This is a genomic window from Streptomyces sp. NPDC006743, from assembly GCF_040703815.1.
In the GTDB taxonomy this organism is placed as follows: Bacteria; Actinomycetota; Actinomycetes; order Streptomycetales; family Streptomycetaceae; genus Streptomyces.
Window position 1 is genome coordinate 1 of the sequence record NZ_JBEYJA010000089.1, and the last position, 14,543, is coordinate 14,543.

General features: G+C 74.4%; 12 protein-coding genes and 2 pseudogenes. 4 read left to right on the top strand and 10 right to left on the bottom strand.

What is annotated here, in order from left to right; all coding sequences use genetic code 11:
• Nucleotides 1-91: 91 nt before the first annotated feature.
• The 3 genes from ABZ719_RS35650 to ABZ719_RS35660 all read right to left on the bottom strand — a co-directional run bounded on the left by ABZ719_RS35650 (nucleotide 92) and on the right by ABZ719_RS35660 (nucleotide 3,309).
• Nucleotides 92-730, bottom strand: a complete 639-nt coding sequence (locus ABZ719_RS35650) for a VTT domain-containing protein (RefSeq protein ID WP_366729322.1) — start codon at nucleotides 728-730, stop codon at nucleotides 92-94.
• A 439-nt stretch (nucleotides 731-1,169) separates the two neighbouring features.
• Nucleotides 1,170-1,622 carry a DoxX family protein gene (locus tag ABZ719_RS35655; RefSeq protein ID WP_366729333.1) on the bottom strand — a complete coding sequence of 151 codons (453 nt, stop codon included), beginning with the start codon at nucleotides 1,620-1,622 and terminating at the stop codon, nucleotides 1,170-1,172.
• A gap of 1,015 nt (nucleotides 1,623-2,637) precedes the next feature.
• Entirely contained in the window at nucleotides 2,638-3,309 is a 672-nt protein-coding gene (locus ABZ719_RS35660; protein WP_366729323.1) for an HNH endonuclease family protein, read from the bottom strand.
• Between the two features lie 384 nt (nucleotides 3,310-3,693).
• Between ABZ719_RS35660 and ABZ719_RS35665 the strand changes: the two genes are divergently transcribed.
• Nucleotides 3,694-4,272, top strand: a complete 579-nt coding sequence (locus tag ABZ719_RS35665) for a TMEM165/GDT1 family protein (protein ID WP_366729324.1) — start codon at nucleotides 3,694-3,696, stop codon at nucleotides 4,270-4,272.
• A 449-nt stretch (nucleotides 4,273-4,721) separates the two neighbouring features.
• Nucleotides 4,722-5,381 carry an HAD-IA family hydrolase gene (locus ABZ719_RS35670; protein ID WP_366729325.1) on the top strand — a complete coding sequence of 220 codons (660 nt, stop codon included), beginning with the start codon at nucleotides 4,722-4,724 and terminating at the stop codon, nucleotides 5,379-5,381.
• Between the two features lie 300 nt (nucleotides 5,382-5,681).
• Here the strand turns inward: ABZ719_RS35670 and ABZ719_RS35675 are convergent.
• From ABZ719_RS35675 to ABZ719_RS35690, 4 genes and pseudogenes are all read right to left on the bottom strand, one after another.
• Nucleotides 5,682-6,056 (bottom strand): annotated as a pseudogene (locus ABZ719_RS35675) (response regulator transcription factor); the annotation flags it as partial.
• Nucleotides 6,056-6,880, bottom strand: a pseudogene (locus ABZ719_RS35680) (histidine kinase dimerization/phosphoacceptor domain-containing protein); the annotation flags it as partial. The pseudogenes ABZ719_RS35680 and ABZ719_RS35675, both read right to left, overlap by 1 nt.
• 191 nt (nucleotides 6,881-7,071) lie before the next feature.
• Nucleotides 7,072-7,596, bottom strand: coding sequence for a hypothetical protein (locus ABZ719_RS35685; protein WP_366729326.1), 525 nt, complete (start codon nucleotides 7,594-7,596; stop codon nucleotides 7,072-7,074).
• A gap of 189 nt (nucleotides 7,597-7,785) precedes the next feature.
• Nucleotides 7,786-8,814: a peptidoglycan-binding domain-containing protein gene (locus tag ABZ719_RS35690; protein WP_366729327.1), complete on the bottom strand. Its 1,029-nt coding sequence runs from the start codon at nucleotides 8,812-8,814 to the stop codon at nucleotides 7,786-7,788.
• Between the two features lie 541 nt (nucleotides 8,815-9,355).
• On the opposite strand from ABZ719_RS35690, the gene ABZ719_RS35695 reads away from it, so the two are divergent.
• Nucleotides 9,356-11,527, top strand: a complete 2,172-nt coding sequence (locus ABZ719_RS35695) for an MDR family MFS transporter (RefSeq protein ID WP_366729328.1) — start codon at nucleotides 9,356-9,358, stop codon at nucleotides 11,525-11,527.
• Here the strand turns inward: ABZ719_RS35695 and ABZ719_RS35700 are convergent.
• Together ABZ719_RS35700 and ABZ719_RS35705 are read right to left on the bottom strand one after the other, a co-directional pair.
• Nucleotides 11,524-12,216, bottom strand: coding sequence for a GNAT family N-acetyltransferase (locus ABZ719_RS35700; RefSeq protein ID WP_366729329.1), 693 nt, complete (start codon nucleotides 12,214-12,216; stop codon nucleotides 11,524-11,526). The genes ABZ719_RS35695 and ABZ719_RS35700 overlap by 4 nt on opposite strands.
• Before the next feature lie 240 nt (nucleotides 12,217-12,456).
• Nucleotides 12,457-12,879: a DUF1992 domain-containing protein gene (locus ABZ719_RS35705; protein ID WP_366729330.1), complete on the bottom strand. Its 423-nt coding sequence runs from the start codon at nucleotides 12,877-12,879 to the stop codon at nucleotides 12,457-12,459.
• Nucleotides 12,880-13,029: 150 nt separating this feature from the next.
• On the opposite strand from ABZ719_RS35705, the gene ABZ719_RS35710 reads away from it, so the two are divergent.
• A complete protein-coding gene (locus ABZ719_RS35710) occupies nucleotides 13,030-13,422 on the top strand; it encodes a hypothetical protein (RefSeq protein ID WP_366729331.1) in 393 nt (130 codons plus the stop codon).
• Nucleotides 13,423-13,495: 73 nt separating this feature from the next.
• Here ABZ719_RS35710 and ABZ719_RS35715 read toward each other — a convergent pair whose 3' ends face one another.
• A complete protein-coding gene (locus ABZ719_RS35715) occupies nucleotides 13,496-14,167 on the bottom strand; it encodes an O-methyltransferase (protein WP_366729332.1) in 672 nt (223 codons plus the stop codon).
• Nucleotides 14,168-14,543: the final 376 nt, after the last annotated feature.

The following is a 14,543-nucleotide window of genomic DNA, read 5'->3' on the forward strand; positions in this document are numbered from 1 at the left end:
CCACCCGCTACGACAAGACCGCCGAGTCCTACCAAGCAGCCATCACCCTCGCATCGCTCCTGATGTGGGCGTGACACTTTGACGACAACTCCTAGGACGCCTTCGGGTGCTCGGGGGCGCGGCGCATCAGGTACGCCGCCCCGGCGCCCGCCACGAACAGGGCCGCCACGGAGACGCAGGTGGCGAGCCAGGCGGCGCCGAGCCAGCGGGTGCCGAAGTAGCCGAGCGCCACGCTGTAGGCGGCCCAGGACAGACCGGCCAGCGCGGACCAGGGCAGGAACTCGCGCACCCGGCGGTGCGCCGCGCCCGCGCTGAACGAGACGACCGAGCGGCCGGCCGGGGCGAACCGGGCGATGACCACGAGCGCACCGCCGCCGCCGCGCGCGAGGGCCGCGCCGAGTCGTTCCTGCGCGGTGCTGAGCCTGCGGGAGCGGGCGATGGCCCGGTCCAGGCGCTCGCCGCCGCGCCGGGCGAGGCGGTAGGCGAAGAGGTCGCCCAGCACCGAGGCCGTGGCGGCGCACAGGATCAGCGCGAGGATGTCGGGCACGTCGTGCGGGACGTGCCCGGCCGCGGCGCCCGTGCCGGCGGCGGCCGCCGTGGCGGCCGTCACGATCAGGACACCGCTGGGCAGCACCGGCAGGAAGACGTCGAGCAGCACCGAGAGGGTCACCGCGACATAGATCCACGGAGTGCCGGTGAGCGCCCCCACCCTCGCCACACTCTCCAGCACCGCGAACTCCCTGAACTCCCCCGTGGACCGGACCGTGTGCCGCGATGTCGCGGGGGAGCGGCAGGGGCGGTCTGTGAACAGCCATACAGCGTACGCCTGGGGTGTGACAGGAGGTCCACGGGGGGCTCAGGTGTTCGCGCGGGGAGCGGGGGATCGAGGGCCGGGCGTTCGCGGGAGCCGGCAGGCCACGCGGTTCAGGGGGCGCGCGGCGGCCGGGGCCCCGTACCCGGTCTCGGGATGCGCGCCACGGCGGAGGACCGGCACCCGTCCGGGACGGGCGCCGAGGCGGGGACACCGGCACCCGCACGGGGTGGGCGCCGCGACGGGGCACCGGCACCCGCACGGGGTGGGCGAGCCGCGACGGAGGCGGGGGCCGTGCCGGGCGGGTGCCGTGTCGTGCCGTGCGGGTGCTCGCCGGGAGAGACTGCCCGGGCGGTCGTCAGGCAGCGACCGGGGTCTGCTCGGCGGCGGGGCTCCGCTGTGCCGAGCGCCGGGCGAGCAGCCCGTCCAGGGCGAACGCGCCGGAGCCGGTGAAGACCAGCAGCAGGAAGGCCCAGCAGAACATCACCGGCATCTCGCCGCCGTTCTGGATGGGCCACAGTGCCGCCTTCTGGTGCACGTCGAAGTAGGCGAAGGCCATGGAGCCGGAGGCGACGAACGCGGCGGCGCGGGTGCCCAGGCCCAGCATGACCAGAGCGCCGCCGACCACCTGGATCACCGCCGCGTACCAGTTCGGCCAGGTGCCGGCCGCGAGCGTGCCGCCGTGGGTGCCGGGCGCGCCGCCGAGCACGCCGAAGAGGGAAGCGGCGCCGTGGCAGAAGAAGACCAGTCCTACGACGATGCGGAACAGGCCGAGGACATAGGGCTGCGCGGAGTTGAGACGTCCGGTCAAGCCGGTCATGGGGGGTGCTCCTTCGGTGAGGCCGGCCCGGGGAGGGGGCCGGCTGGGGACGCGTCCGAACGGGTGACCTAGGTTAGGTCGGCCTAATCTGTACTTGCAAGTTCAACATCTGGCCACAGTGAGGATCCTGCTCGGGTTCCGTTTGACGCGGTACGCAGTGGATTGCGTGAAGTGCGCGAACCTTCCACAGGGCGGACAACCTGGTGAATAACGGGGTGTGCCACCAGGTGGACCACCGGTCGCTCCGGAGGTGGCGCGGGACTCCGCTACGGCTCCCGGCCGGCCCGGCTCGCGGTCGCGGCCTGCGCCCGGAGCCGCGCTGACGCGCTCGGCGCGCACGTCGGCGAGCGCCGAGTTGACGAACACATGACCGAACCAAAAAGGCCGGGTACGGCCCCGGGCGGCCGATGGCTCGGATCAGCCATCCGCGGACGGGCGCGCGGAGGCAGGTGGACCAGGTGCGGCCGGCCGCTGCGCCGACCCTGGCGACCCCGGCGGGCGGCCCGGCCCCCGGACGGGCGGGCTCAGGCAGGCGCGTTCAGACGGGCGGGACCGAGGGCCGGGACGGGAGCGGCGGGGGTCTGGCGGCGGGGGTCTGGCCGGGCGATGCGACGGGACGACGGGGGCGGCGGACGGCCGGACGGCGGCGGTCGGACGGCGGCGTCTGGCCGGCGCGAGGGGCGGCGGTGATGGCCGGATGTCGGTGACCGGATGGGGGCGGGGGTCGGAGGCGGCGGTCGGCCGGCGGCTGCCCGGCGCTGGCCGGGTGGCTGTGAGGGGCAGCGGGGTTCGGACGGCACTGACCGGATGGCGGTAGTGGGCGGCGGCGGCCGGGTGGCGGCGCCCCGGCGGCGGTGTCCGGACGGCGAAACCCGCCCTCCTCCGGCGGCCCGTACGGGTGTGCGCGGGGGAGGAGGGCGGGCGGAGGGCGGGCCGAAAGAGGCGGTGGCGGGAGGGGTGGCCGTGGACCGGGTCCCGTGGGGCGGCTTGCGGCGGAAGGGTCCCGTCAGCAGCTTGCGAGGTAGCCCTGGAGGGCGCTCTTCTCCGCGGAGTCGACCGACAGGTTGTAGTAGTACTTCACCTGGACCCAGGCGCGCACGTACGTGCAGACGTACGCCGTCCGGGACGGCACCCAGGTCGCCGGGTCCTGGTCGCCCTTGGCCTGGTTCACGTTGTCGGTGACGGCGATGAGCTGCGGGCGGGTCAGGTCGTTGGCGAAGGCCTGACGCTGTGCCGTGGTCCACTTGCTCGCCCCGGAGTCCCAGGCCTCGGCGAGCGGCACGAGGTGGTCGATGTCCAGGTCGGAGGCGGCGGTCCAGGTCGCGCCGTCGTAGGGCGAGTACCAGCTGCCGCCGGTCGCGGCGCAGGAGGAGTCGGTGGTGACGTTCGAGCCGTCCCGCTTGAGGACGGTCTCGCGGGTGTTGCAGCTGCCGCTGATGGTGATCCAGTGCGGGAAGAGGTCGCGGTCGTAACCGGTGCGGTTCTCGGTGGCGACGGTGAGGGAGGCGAGGTAGCCGCGGGCGGTGGCGGCGCTGACCGGTGTGGGGAGGGTGGCGGAGGCGGTCGGGGAGTTGATCAGTGCTGCGGTGGCGAGGAGGCCGGTGAGGGCCGTGAGTATGCCCAGTCGTCGACGCGCGTAGAACGCGGGCCGGGAAGACCTGCGGAACCTGCGGACCATGTGAACTCCCTTGATTGGTGGGGGTTTTCGGCGCGAGTGTGGGAATGCTCGCGGCGGCGCGTTGCGGGGAGGTGTGCGCGCGGTGAGAAGTTAGTGACGCGTGCATGACATGACAAGGCCCGTGCCGGAACTTCCGGTCGCGTACGATGGACGGCGCAGAAGGGGAGTAGCTCTTCGCCGGACCGTCGACATACTGCTCAGCTGGGCTGAGCCGGCGCCCGGAGGCAGGCCTCGGACAGGGTCCGGGGGCGGCCAGCGAGACCTTCGGCACAGCAGTGCACGCCCGTGCGTACGGCACGGGTGCATCCGTGCGCTGCCCTGCCGAGGCTCTGGTCGCACGGATCGCAGCACTCTCGGCGGGGTGGCCCGACCGATTGAGGGACAGTGATCAGTCTCAGCGTCCTGGCGCTCGTCTTCGGCGTCGTCTTCCTCGCCGAGCTGCCGGACAAGACGGCCCTGGCGGGACTCGTCCTCGGCACCCGTTACCGCGCCTCCTACGTCTTCGCCGGAGTCGCCGCCGCCTTCCTGCTGCACGTCGTGCTGGCCGTGGCCGCGGGCAGCGTGCTGACGCTGCTGCCGCAGCGGATCGTGCACGCGCTGACGGGCGTGCTGTTCCTCGGCGGCGCGGCCGTGCTGCTGCTGAAGAAGGGCGACGACGACGAGGAGATCCGGCAGCCGCAGGACCAGTCCTTCTGGCGGGTCGCGGGCACCGGCTTCATGCTCATCCTGGTCGCCGAGTTCGGGGACCTCACCCAGATCATGACGGCGAACCTCGCCGCCCGTTACGACGACCCCGTCTCCGTCGGACTGGGCGCTGTCCTGGCTCTCTGGGCCGTCGCCGGGCTCGGCATCGTCGGCGGCAAGGCGCTGATGCGGCGCGTGCCGCTGAACCTGATCACCAAGATCGCGGCCGTGCTCATGCTCGCGCTCGGCGTGTGGAGCCTGTGGGAGGCGGTGGCCTGAGCACCCGGGCGGCCCGCGGCCGCGCGGGGCGCCCGGGTGCTGCCGCCGAGGCGGCCCCCGGCCCCCGGCCCCCGGCCGCAGGGCGCCCGCGGTGCCGCCGCTCGGCACCGCGGCCCGGCGTTGTCACTCGGTGGTACGGCCCTGGTGCCGCCGCTCGGCGCCGTGCCCGCCGTGCTGTCGCTCAGGGCTGCGGCCGGGGCGGTTGGTCGCGGGGTGCCTCGCCCGCGCGGGGAGGGCCCCGGAGGCCGGCGTGGAGCTGAACGGCGGATGAAGGTTTCGCCCGGCGGTGGCGTGAGGCCCGACTTGTTTTGTACCGTGGAGGAACAAAGTGGCTCCCGCCCGCACTCCCTGACCGGCGGGCGGGGCCGCCTTGTCCTCCACCCCCGGAACGTCCCGGCGGGTCACCCCGGGGCCCACCCCATGCCCCGCCGCGCGCCTTGGAGCTGCCGATGACGGCCACCGCCGTGCTCACCGCCCGAGCCTTCCTGCTGGACATGGACGGCACCCTCGTCAATTCGGACGCGGTCGTCGACCGCGTCTGGCGGCGCTGGGCCGACCGGCACGGTCTGGACGGCGACGAGGTGATGAAGGTGGTCCACGGCCGGCAGGGACACGCCTCGATGGCGCTGCTGCTGCCGAACCGGCCCCAGGAGCAGAACCTCGCCGAGAACGCCCGCATGCTCGCCGAGGAGACCTCGGACATGGAGGGCGTGGTGCCGGTACCCGGCGCGCCGGAGTTCCTGGCCGCGCTGCGCGGCCTGCCGCATGCCCTCGTGACCTCGGCGGACGTGGCCCTCTCCACGGCCCGGATGGCCGCCGCGGGCCTGCCCCTGCCGGGCGTGCGCGTCACCGCCGAGTCCGTCGGCGCCAGCAAGCCCGATCCGGAAGGCTTCCTCAAGGGCGCCGCCGAACTCGGCATCGCCCCCGCCGACTGCGTGGTCTTCGAGGACTCCGGCGCGGGCATCGCCGCCGGGCGGGCCGCCGGGATGCGGGTGATCGGCATCGGCCCGCGCGCCGCCCTGCACCGGCCCGACGCGGTGGTGCGCGACCTCACGCAGGTCCGCGTCGAGCCGGCCGGGGACGGCACGGTCCGCCTGCACGTGGGCTGACCGCCGACCTGCGCCAGGAGTGAGGGGACGCGCCTTGGCTGACCGCCCGCCTGCACCTGGAGTGTGAGGTGCGCCTGCACGTGGGCTGAGTGACGGGTCCGCCTGCGCCTGGAGTGACGGGCGCGCCCGCACCTGGGCTGACCGGACGCCTGCGCCTGGAGTGACGAGTGTGCCCGCACCTGGGCTGACCGCCCGCCTGCACACGGGGCGGGCGCGGGTCGCAGCGGCCCGCGGCGGCCTCGGTTGCGGGCCGGTCAGGCCGCCCCGAAGCAGATTCAGGCCAGGCCGGCCCGAACGGATTCAGGCCAGGCCGGCTTCGATGGCGCGGCGGATCGCGTCCGCCCGGTCGCGGATGCCCGCCTTGGCGAACAGGGTGTTGATGTGGATCTTGACCGTGGCCTCGCCGATGAACAGCTTCTCGGCGATGCCCCGGTTGGGCAGGCCCTGGCCGATCAGCGTGAGCACCTCGCGTTCGCGACGCGTGAGGTCGTCCGGCAGGGGCCGCGGCGGAGCCGGGGCCGACGTGGGTGCCTTGGTCCGGACGGTGGCCAGCAGCCGGTCCTGGACCTCGCGGTCGAGCACCGACTGACCGGCGGCAGCGGCCCGGATCGCCCGGGTGATGTCCAGGCGTCCCGCGTTCTTGGTCAGATAGCCGCGGGCGCCCGCGCCCAGCGCAGATTCTGTGTCGCCCCCGGCGGCACCGCGCGGACGGTCCCCGTGACGGTGAGAACGTCACGGTGGCCCGACGAGGCGAGCATCGCGGCCAGGCTCTCCCGCAGGGGCAGCGAGTCCTCACGCAGCGCGTGCACGGTCCACTGCGCCTGTCTCAGGCTCTCCTTGACGAGGTCGTGGGCCTTGTCGTTGGCCGCCCGGACCTTCTCCAGGTCGCCGGTGTCGAGCAGCGCGTCGGCCAGTTCCAGCTGCATGTTGATCCCGGCCAACGAGTGCGCCAGGACGTCGTGCACGTCCCGGGCGATCCGGCTGCGCTCGGCCAGCACGGCCGTGCGCGCCTCCGCGCGCGCCGCGCGTTCGGCCGACTCGGCCGCCTCGATCGCCGCCCGGACGGCCCGGCGCTGACCGCGATTGATGATGCCGATCACGACCGGGGCTCCGGCGGTGAGACCGACCGTCCAGGGCAGCAGCGGGTAGTCCGGGCCGGGGCGGACATACAGGACGGCGCCGCAGAGCAGGCTGCAGAACGCGGCGAGCAGGAGGGCCGGTCTGGTGTCGAGCCGGTATCCGAGGTGTCCGGCGAGGAAGTAGGCGAAGAGATAACCCGTTCCGGAGCGGCTGACGCCGATCAGGGCCGCTGCCGCGACGACGCCGAGCGTCAGCCAGACGACGGCGGAGCGCGGGGAGACCCTGCCCTCGGGCAGGTGCCGGGCCAGCAGCGCCGCGGAGCTGACGGCGAGGAGGAGGGCGACGGCCAGACCCTGGCCGCTGAAGCCCACGGGCCGGACGGTGAAGATCCCGGCGACGACGACCGCGAGGGTCAGCACCCAGTGCGTGCGCGGGTCCGGCCCGGGCACCCGCCGGGCCGGGTCCTGCCCGGGAAGGGGCCGCGAGTCGTGCCCTGGAAGCGGCCGGGTGTCCGCCGCCCGGTCCGCTGCCAGGGCCGCGTCCTGCGGCGCGCTCTGCCCGGGAGTGGGGGCGCTCGGGGTCGCGGTCACGGGCGAAAGATACTGCACGGTCAGGCCGCACGGTCGAGGACGGGCACGGGACGGACCACCGCCCGCCTCCTGCTGCGCAGGTAGATCGTGGCCACCCGGGTGACCACCTCGGTGAGGGCCATCAGCACGAACGCCGTCACCCATGCCTGGTCACCGGTGATGTGGTGAGCGACGCTGAACCGGGCGACGTCGTCGGCGCCGCCGCCGTGCTCGACCCACATCTGGAAGCCCATCCGGGCCCCCATGCCCACGACCCACAGGACCGCCGACACCACCCCGGCCTTGATCAGGAGGTGCCCGCCGGCCGACCGTATCCGTGTGTGGAGGCCGCCGGTGACGCCGAGCGCGGCGCCCACGCCCGTCAGGGCCGTGACCAGCACCAGGTCGTTGCCCGCGGTGGGGATGCCGTCCAGGTAGGAGTAGGCGACGTAGGCCACGATCCCCAGCGGGATCAGGAAGGTCTTGAGGTCGAGCCGGTCTTCCCGCAGCTGCCGGAAGACGACGAGGATGAGGGCGATGTCCGTGATCCACTCGGTCGCTGTCATGCCCTCAAGACTGCGGCGAAGAGGCTCCCGGCACCTGGACCCACGGGTGGAATCACGGGTGGAGATCCACTGCCTCCCCGCCTCCACCCCCGAGCCCGCCTCACCTCACGGCGCTCCCGCGGCCTTGCCCCCACGTGATCCGACGGACCGGACCGGACCGGGGCTCGGCTCGCCCGGACGGGCCGGGCCTCACCGGTGGGACGTCTCCGCCTCCAGGCTCGCCCGTGTCGCCGGCCCGTAGACGCCGAGGCCGTCCGAGGTGATGCCGCGGGCCCACTGGTAGGTCCGTACCGAGTTCTCCACGTGCTGGTCGTAGAAGCCGTCGATCCGGCCGGTGTAGAGGTACAGCCGCGCCAGGCGCTCCTGCAGGTCGCTCACCTCGGGGCCGCGGTCGCCCCGGCGCAGCGTGGCCGGGGGGAGGGGCGTCCGCGTGACCCGGGGGGACGCGGAGGCGGTCGGGGCGGTGGCGGTGGGCGCGAGTCCCGGCGGGGCGGAGCCCGTGGACCCGGACGGTGACGGGGAGGCGCTCGTCGCGGAGGGCGACGGGGACGCGGACGGGCTCGCGGTGGCGGACGGCGACGCGCTCGCCGGCGCGGACCCGCTGGGGGAGGGCGCGGGCGCGGAACTTTTCGGCGGGGCCGCGGGCGCGGTGGACGCCGGGCCGTCGGGGATGCCCTCCCGTACCTCCTGGGCGGCGCCGTCCCGGGCCGGGGACTCGTACGAGAACAGGCCCCCGGCGTACGCGCACGCCGCCGCGAGCGCGACAACCGCCGCCGAGACGGCGAGCAGGGCGGCGGGCCGGCGGCGCCCGCGACGGCGCCCTTCCGGCGCGGTGTCTTCGCCGCCCGCACCGCCGTCGTCGCCCGCCGCGGCCCCGATGCCCTCGAAGGCGTGGGTGCCGCCGGAGTCGAACATGCTCAGGTCGGTCGCGCTCGGCGCGTCCGCCCGGGGCGTCGGCGGAGCGGGGAGCGCGACCGTCCGCAGCGGCATGGTGGCCTCGACGGCGGGGACGGCCCGCGTCGGCGCCTCCGTGCGGGCGCCGGCCGCCGTCTCGCCGTGGTGCGCGGTTGCGGCCGGGTGCGCCGCGCCTGTCGCACGCGGCGCGTCCGCCCCGTTGGTCGTCGCCGTCGGCCTGGGTGCGGGCTTCGTGGCCGGGGGCGTCGTCGTGGTCGTGTCCGGTCCGGCACCCGGGGCGGCCTGCGGGTTCCCCGGCGTCACGGGCGAGCCCGAGCCCTCCCGGGCCGCAGCGCCGTGCGGGCCCCGCGTGCCGTCTGCGCCGTCCGCCCCGTCCCGCCCGGCGCCGTCGTCGCCGAGCCCCCGGGAACCCTCCTCGTCCCAGGAGTCCCCGGCGCCTCCGTAGCCCCCGGAGCCCCAAGAGCCCCCGCGGCCTCCCAAGTCCCCAGAGTCCCCCGAGTCCCTGTAGTCCACGTATGGCCGTATGCGCAGCGGATCGAAGTCCTCCGCCGCTGCCGCTTCCGCCGTCCGGGCGTCGCGCAGGGCGTCGGCCGCTCGCTGCCGGCAGGCGCACGACGGGGAGTTGTCCGCGCTCCGGGGCGCTCCGCACTCCGGGCAGACATGCCCCTTCGGCTCTTCCACGCGTGGGTCCCCTCCCAGTCCGGACTCCAAGGATTATGCAGATCCTCTCCACACCTTCTCCCCGAAGCCCCCGGAACGACGGTCCCGAAGGGGGGACTCGACAGGCCATACCGGGACACACCGGTGACGATGGAAGAGGTCACGAGAGCGTCGGGAGGTCTTCATGGCCGGGGATGGACAGGGCAGGGCCGGCACGTCGGAGACGCCCGGGGGGCCGACGACGGCCGCAGCGGCGGGAACGGCGGGAACGGCGGGAACGGGCGGATCGGCGGGATCGGCCATACCCCCGTCCGTACCGCCGCCTCCGCACGGCGCGGACCCGGGTGAGTCCGAGCACGTCTCGGGCAACGTGCTCGTCTCCATCGGCGCGCTGCTCCTCGGCATGCTGCTCGCCGCGCTGGACCAGACGATCGTGTCCACCGCGCTGCCCACCATCGTCAGCGACCTCGGCGGTCTCGAGCACCTGTCCTGGGTGGTCACCGCCTACCTGCTGGCCTCGACCGCCGCGACCCCGCTGTGGGGCAAGCTCGGTGACCAGTACGGGCGCAAGAAGCTGTTCCAGACCGCCATCGTGATCTTCCTGATCGGCTCGGCGCTGTGCGGGATGGCGCGGAACATGCCCGAGCTGATCGCGTTCCGGGCGCTTCAGGGCCTGGGCGGCGGCGGGCTGATGGTGCTGTCCATGGCCATCGTGGGCGATGTCGTCTCACCGCGTGAACGCGGCCGGTACCAGGGGCTGTTCGGTGCCGTCTTCGGTGCGACGAGCGTGCTCGGACCGCTGCTCGGCGGGGTCTTCACCCAGCACCTCAGCTGGCGCTGGGTCTTCTACGTCAACCTGCCCGTCGGCATCGTCGCCCTGGCCGTGATCGCCGCCGCCCTGCACATCCCGCGCAAGGCGCAGCACCACGTCATCGACTACCTCGGCACGCTGCTGATCGCCTCGGTCGCCACCTGCCTGGTGCTGGTCGCCTCGCTCGGCGGCACCACCTGGCCGTGGGGCTCGCCGCAGATCATCGGCCTGGTGGTGGCCGGTGTCGTCCTCGTCGTGGCGTTCGTGGCCGCCGAGCGCCGGGCGGCCGAGCCGGTGCTGCCACTGAAGCTGTTCCGCATCCGCACCTTCACGCTCTCCGCCGTCATCAGCTTCATCGTCGGCTTCGCGATGTTCGGCGCGATGACGTACCTGCCGACGTTCCTCCAGGTCGTGCGGGGCATCTCGCCGACGCTGTCCGGCGTGCACATGCTGCCGATGGTGGCCGGCATGCTGCTGGCCTCCACCGGTTCCGGGCAGATCGTCAGCCGCACCGGCCGCTGGAAGGTGTTCCCGGTGACCGGGACCGCCGTCACCACGATCGGCCTGCTCCTGCTGCACCGCCTCGACGAGCACAGCTCCACCGCCGAGATGAGCGGTTACTTCTTCGTCTTCGGTCTGGGGCTCGGCCTGGTCATGCAGGTGCTCGTCCTCATCGTGCAGAACGCCGTCAGCTACGAGGACCTGGGCGTCGCCACCTCCGGCGCCACCTTCTTCCGGTCCATCGGCGCGTCGTTCGGCGTGGCGATCTTCGGCACGGTCTTCGCGAGCCGGCTCGCCGACCAGCTCACCGCCGCCTTCCGGGGCGCCCACCTGCCGCCGGGCGTCTCGGCGAACACCCTCAAGTCCGACCCGCGCGGCATCGCCGCCCTGCCGCCCGGCCTGCGCCCGGCCGCCCTGCACGCGTACGCCTCCGCCATCACCGACGTCTTCCTCTACGCCGCTCCGGTGGCCCTCCTCGCCTTCGTGCTGGCCTGGTTCCTGAAGGAGGACAGGCTGCGCGGCTCGGTCACCGCGCCCGACGGCACGCAGACGCTCGCCACCAACCCCGTCGAACGGTCCTCCTACGACGAGGTGTGCCGGGCGCTGTCGGTGCTGGGCACCCGCGAGGGGCGGCGCGAGATCTACCGGACGATCACCGCGCGGGCGGGCTACGACCTGCTGCCCGCCACGAGCTGGCTGGTGCTGCGCATCAAACGGTACGGCTGGGTGGAGCCCGCCCTGCTGGCGGAGCGGGTGCCCGTCCCGCTGACCGTCATCCTGGAGGCGGCCCGCCAGGTGGAGGAGCGGCACCTGGCCGAACGGCTGGGTCTGGACCTCGTCCTGACCGACCGGGGACGCGAGGTCGCCGAGCGGCTGGCGCGGGCCCGCGAGGAGTCGCTCGCCGAACTGCTCGGCGACTGGTGGGGGCCCGACCGGCCGACCGACCTGGCGCAGTTGGTGAAGGAACTGACGGGAGAGCTGTGCGGCTCCGACGCGGAACGCCCGCACGACGAGCGGGCGGTCACCTGGCAGACGTCCCGCTAGGCGTGACCCGGCCGGCTCACGCCGTCTCGGTCGTGCGCGGCCGGGGCACCGCCGCCGACGCGCCGCGCCGGCCGGCCGCCCGTCATGGCCCGGCCGGCGTCGTCCTCGCCGGCGCCGAGCGGCTTGCTGAACCAGTGCTCGGCGTACGGGTCGTCGTTGTGCCGGGCGTTCTCCGTGTAGCCCAGCCGCGCGTACAGGGCGCGGGCCTCCACCAGGTCGCCGCGGGTGTCCAGGATCATCCGCCGGGCGCCGAGCGCGCGGGCCGCGTCCTCGGCGGCGGTGACCAGCAGGACCGCGCCGCCCCTGCCGCGTGCCTCCTCGCGCAGGAAGACGCGGGTCAGCTCGGCGGTGGCCGCGTCCAGCAGCCGTACACCCGCCGTGCCCGCAGGGCGGCCGCCGTACCGGGCGACCAGCAACTGCCCGGTGGGCGGGGCAAGTTCGGAGCCGGTGTGGGCGGCGATCTCCCGCTCCAGCTCGGCCGGGTCGGTGCGGTGGCCTTCGTGCAGCAGGTACCAGCGGTCGCTGACCTCGGTGTAGTACGCCCGCCAGAGCGCGAGGGCGACGGGGGAGTCGTAGGGCTCGGGGGCCACGGTCCAGGACGCGGCCCCGGCCCCACTCGCCGTCGCGGGCCCGGTCAGGGGCGCGGACGTGGGCGCGTGGGCGGGCGGGGGATCGGTCCTGGGCGGCATGCGGACATTGTCGGCGGGGAGCGGCGGGGCCGCGCAACCTGTTATCCACGAGCCGCGCCGCCCAACGGTCCGTACGGCCCCGGCGACCGTTGCCGCTCCCGTGCGCCACGGCCCCTGCGCCCCCGTCGCGCCGGCCGCGTCGGCCGCGTCGGCCCCCTCGCCCCACGGCCCCCCCGCCCGCTTGCCGCGTGGCCCCCTGCCGCACCCGTTCGCTGTGGGGATGCCGCTGCCCGCTCGCCGCTACTCGCCCGCCGTGCGGGTGCCCTGCGGTCCGCGTCGGGTGCGCCACTCGCGGACGACCTCTTCGACGTCGTACCGCTTCAGCCCCAGGGGCGGGCCCGGCGGCGGCTTGAGCATCATGTCGAGGATCTTCGTGTTGATGTCCGCGATGATCTTCCGGACGGTGTTCTCCGAGGGGGCGGCGTACGCCGCCGCCAGCGCGTCCTCGGCCTCCTTGCGCAGGGCGAGGGACGGGGGCAGGACGGACAGGCCCTCGCGGGCCATCTTGCGCTTGACCCACCACAGTTCGTCGTAGGTGGTGTCGTCCGGGAGGGGCTTGCCCGCGCCGGGCAGCCGGTCGAAGTCACCGCGCCCCTGGGCGTCACGGATCTCCTTCTCGACCCAGGACTCGAACGGCACACCCGGTGGCTTTCGCTCGGTCATGAGGCCATTGTGCCGGACGCGCCCGGCCCAGGCGATTTATCATTCCGCCGCGGTGCGTCAACCGGGCGCCCCGTCACCGGTGTTGGCGCGCACGGCCGGGCACGCGGCGAAGGCAGCGGCGCGGGGCGCCCCGAACCACGAGGAGCGCACGTGCTCGAACTCACCATGGCCTCCGTCTCCGGGACGGAGGCGGGCGCCACGGCCGGCATGCTGATGGCCGACGCGCCCAGCGAACCGGGCGCCGTGCTGCGCGTGGGCCGGGACGGGACCGTGTGCCGCCTGGTGACGCCCGACGACTGGCTGTTCGTCTCCCGGGTCCACCTGGAGTTCCGCTGCGGCGCCGAGGGCGCCTGGCAGGTCACCTGGCTGCGCGGCTCGCAGGCCGAGCCGTCCTCCGAGGTCCGCCTGATGTCCGGCGAGCACGCGCGGCCCCTCGCCTACGGCGCCACGGCGGCCCTGCCGCGGGGCGGCTCGGGCGAGATCGTCGTCCAGGACCGCACCAGCCCGCGCAGCGTGAACGTGGGCTTCTACCACGAGGTCTGAGCGCGGACGGGCGGCAGGCCTGACGGGGGACAGGGCCGGGGACGGGGGCCGGGGGTGCCGGCGCCGGGCCCGGTCAGTCCAGTACGCGGGCGAGGGCGAAGCCGTCGTAGCCCTTGCTGCCGACCGTCTGGATCGCGGTGCCGTCCAGGCGGGGGTGCTCCGCGATGAGTTCGAGGGCGGCCCGGGTGCCGCGCACGCTCGGGTCCGTGCTCGCCGGATCGGTCACCCGGCCGCCGCGCACCACGTTGTCCAGGATGATCAGGCTGCCGGTGCGCGTCAGGCGCAGCGCCCACTCCACGTAGTGCGGGTTGTTGACCTTGTCGGCGTCGACGAAGACCAGGTCGAAGGGGGGCGGGTTCTCGTCGGCGAGCTTGGGCAGCGACTCCAGGGCCGGGCCCACCCGCACCTCGGCGACCCGGTCCAGACCGGCGTGGGCGAGGTTGCGGCGGGCGACGTCGGCGTGGTGGGCGTCGTACTCCAGGGTGACCAGGCGGCCGTCGGCGGGGAGCGCGCGGGCCAGCCAGATGGTGCTGTAGCCGCCCAGGGTGCCGATCTCCAGGATGTTGCGGGCGCCCTGGAGGCAGGCGAGGAGCTGGAGCAGCTTGCCCTGGTTCGGCGTGACGTTGATGTGCGGCAGGCCTTCCGTGTCGCTGTCGCGCTGCGCGGCCTGGAGGGATTCGTCCTCCGGGGAGAGCAGGGCGGTGAAGTAGGCGTCCACGTCGTCCCAGAGCTGCGAGTCGCTCATGCACCATGCCTTTCGTGTGCCTAGTTAGATGCGCTAACTAGCTGCGCTAACGAATATAGCCCCGGAGTGGAGACCGCGGGGAACAGTTTCGGGGAATTTCCCCCGCGGAGCGCGGGGGCGCGCAGGCATGCGGACGTGCGGAAGACGGGCCGGGCAGGCCGAAGGAGCTGGGCCGGGCAGGCGGAAGGCAGGGGGGCCGGACCTGTGGAAGGGGCTGGGCCGGGCAGGCCGGAGGCAGGGGGGCCGGGCGTGCGGAAGGGGTGGGCGCGGCATCGCCGCGCCCACAGCTTCCCGGCGGTGTCCCGTGCCACCAGATCGGCGCGGCCGTCACCGGTCAGGTCGCCGGTGCCGACGAGGGCGGAGTACGTGTTCCAGC

Bases quoted from the DNA above. Each gene is read 5' to 3' on its own strand.
- ABZ719_RS35685 (WP_366729326.1), bottom strand. From the start codon at position 7,596: ATGACAGCGACCGAGTGGATCACGGACATCGCCCTCATCCTCGTCGTC.
- ABZ719_RS35705 (WP_366729330.1), bottom strand. From the start codon at position 12,879: ATGACCGAGCGAAAGCCACCGGGTGTGCCGTTCGAGTCCTGGGTCGAG.
- ABZ719_RS35660 (WP_366729323.1), bottom strand. From the start codon at position 3,309: ATGGTCCGCAGGTTCCGCAGGTCTTCCCGGCCCGCGTTCTACGCGCGT.
- ABZ719_RS35695 (WP_366729328.1), top strand. From the start codon at position 9,356: ATGGCCGGGGATGGACAGGGCAGGGCCGGCACGTCGGAGACGCCCGGG.
- ABZ719_RS35715 (WP_366729332.1), bottom strand. From the start codon at position 14,167: ATGAGCGACTCGCAGCTCTGGGACGACGTGGACGCCTACTTCACCGCC.
- ABZ719_RS35700 (WP_366729329.1), bottom strand. From the start codon at position 12,216: ATGCCGCCCAGGACCGATCCCCCGCCCGCCCACGCGCCCACGTCCGCG.
- ABZ719_RS35670 (WP_366729325.1), top strand. From the start codon at position 4,722: ATGACGGCCACCGCCGTGCTCACCGCCCGAGCCTTCCTGCTGGACATG.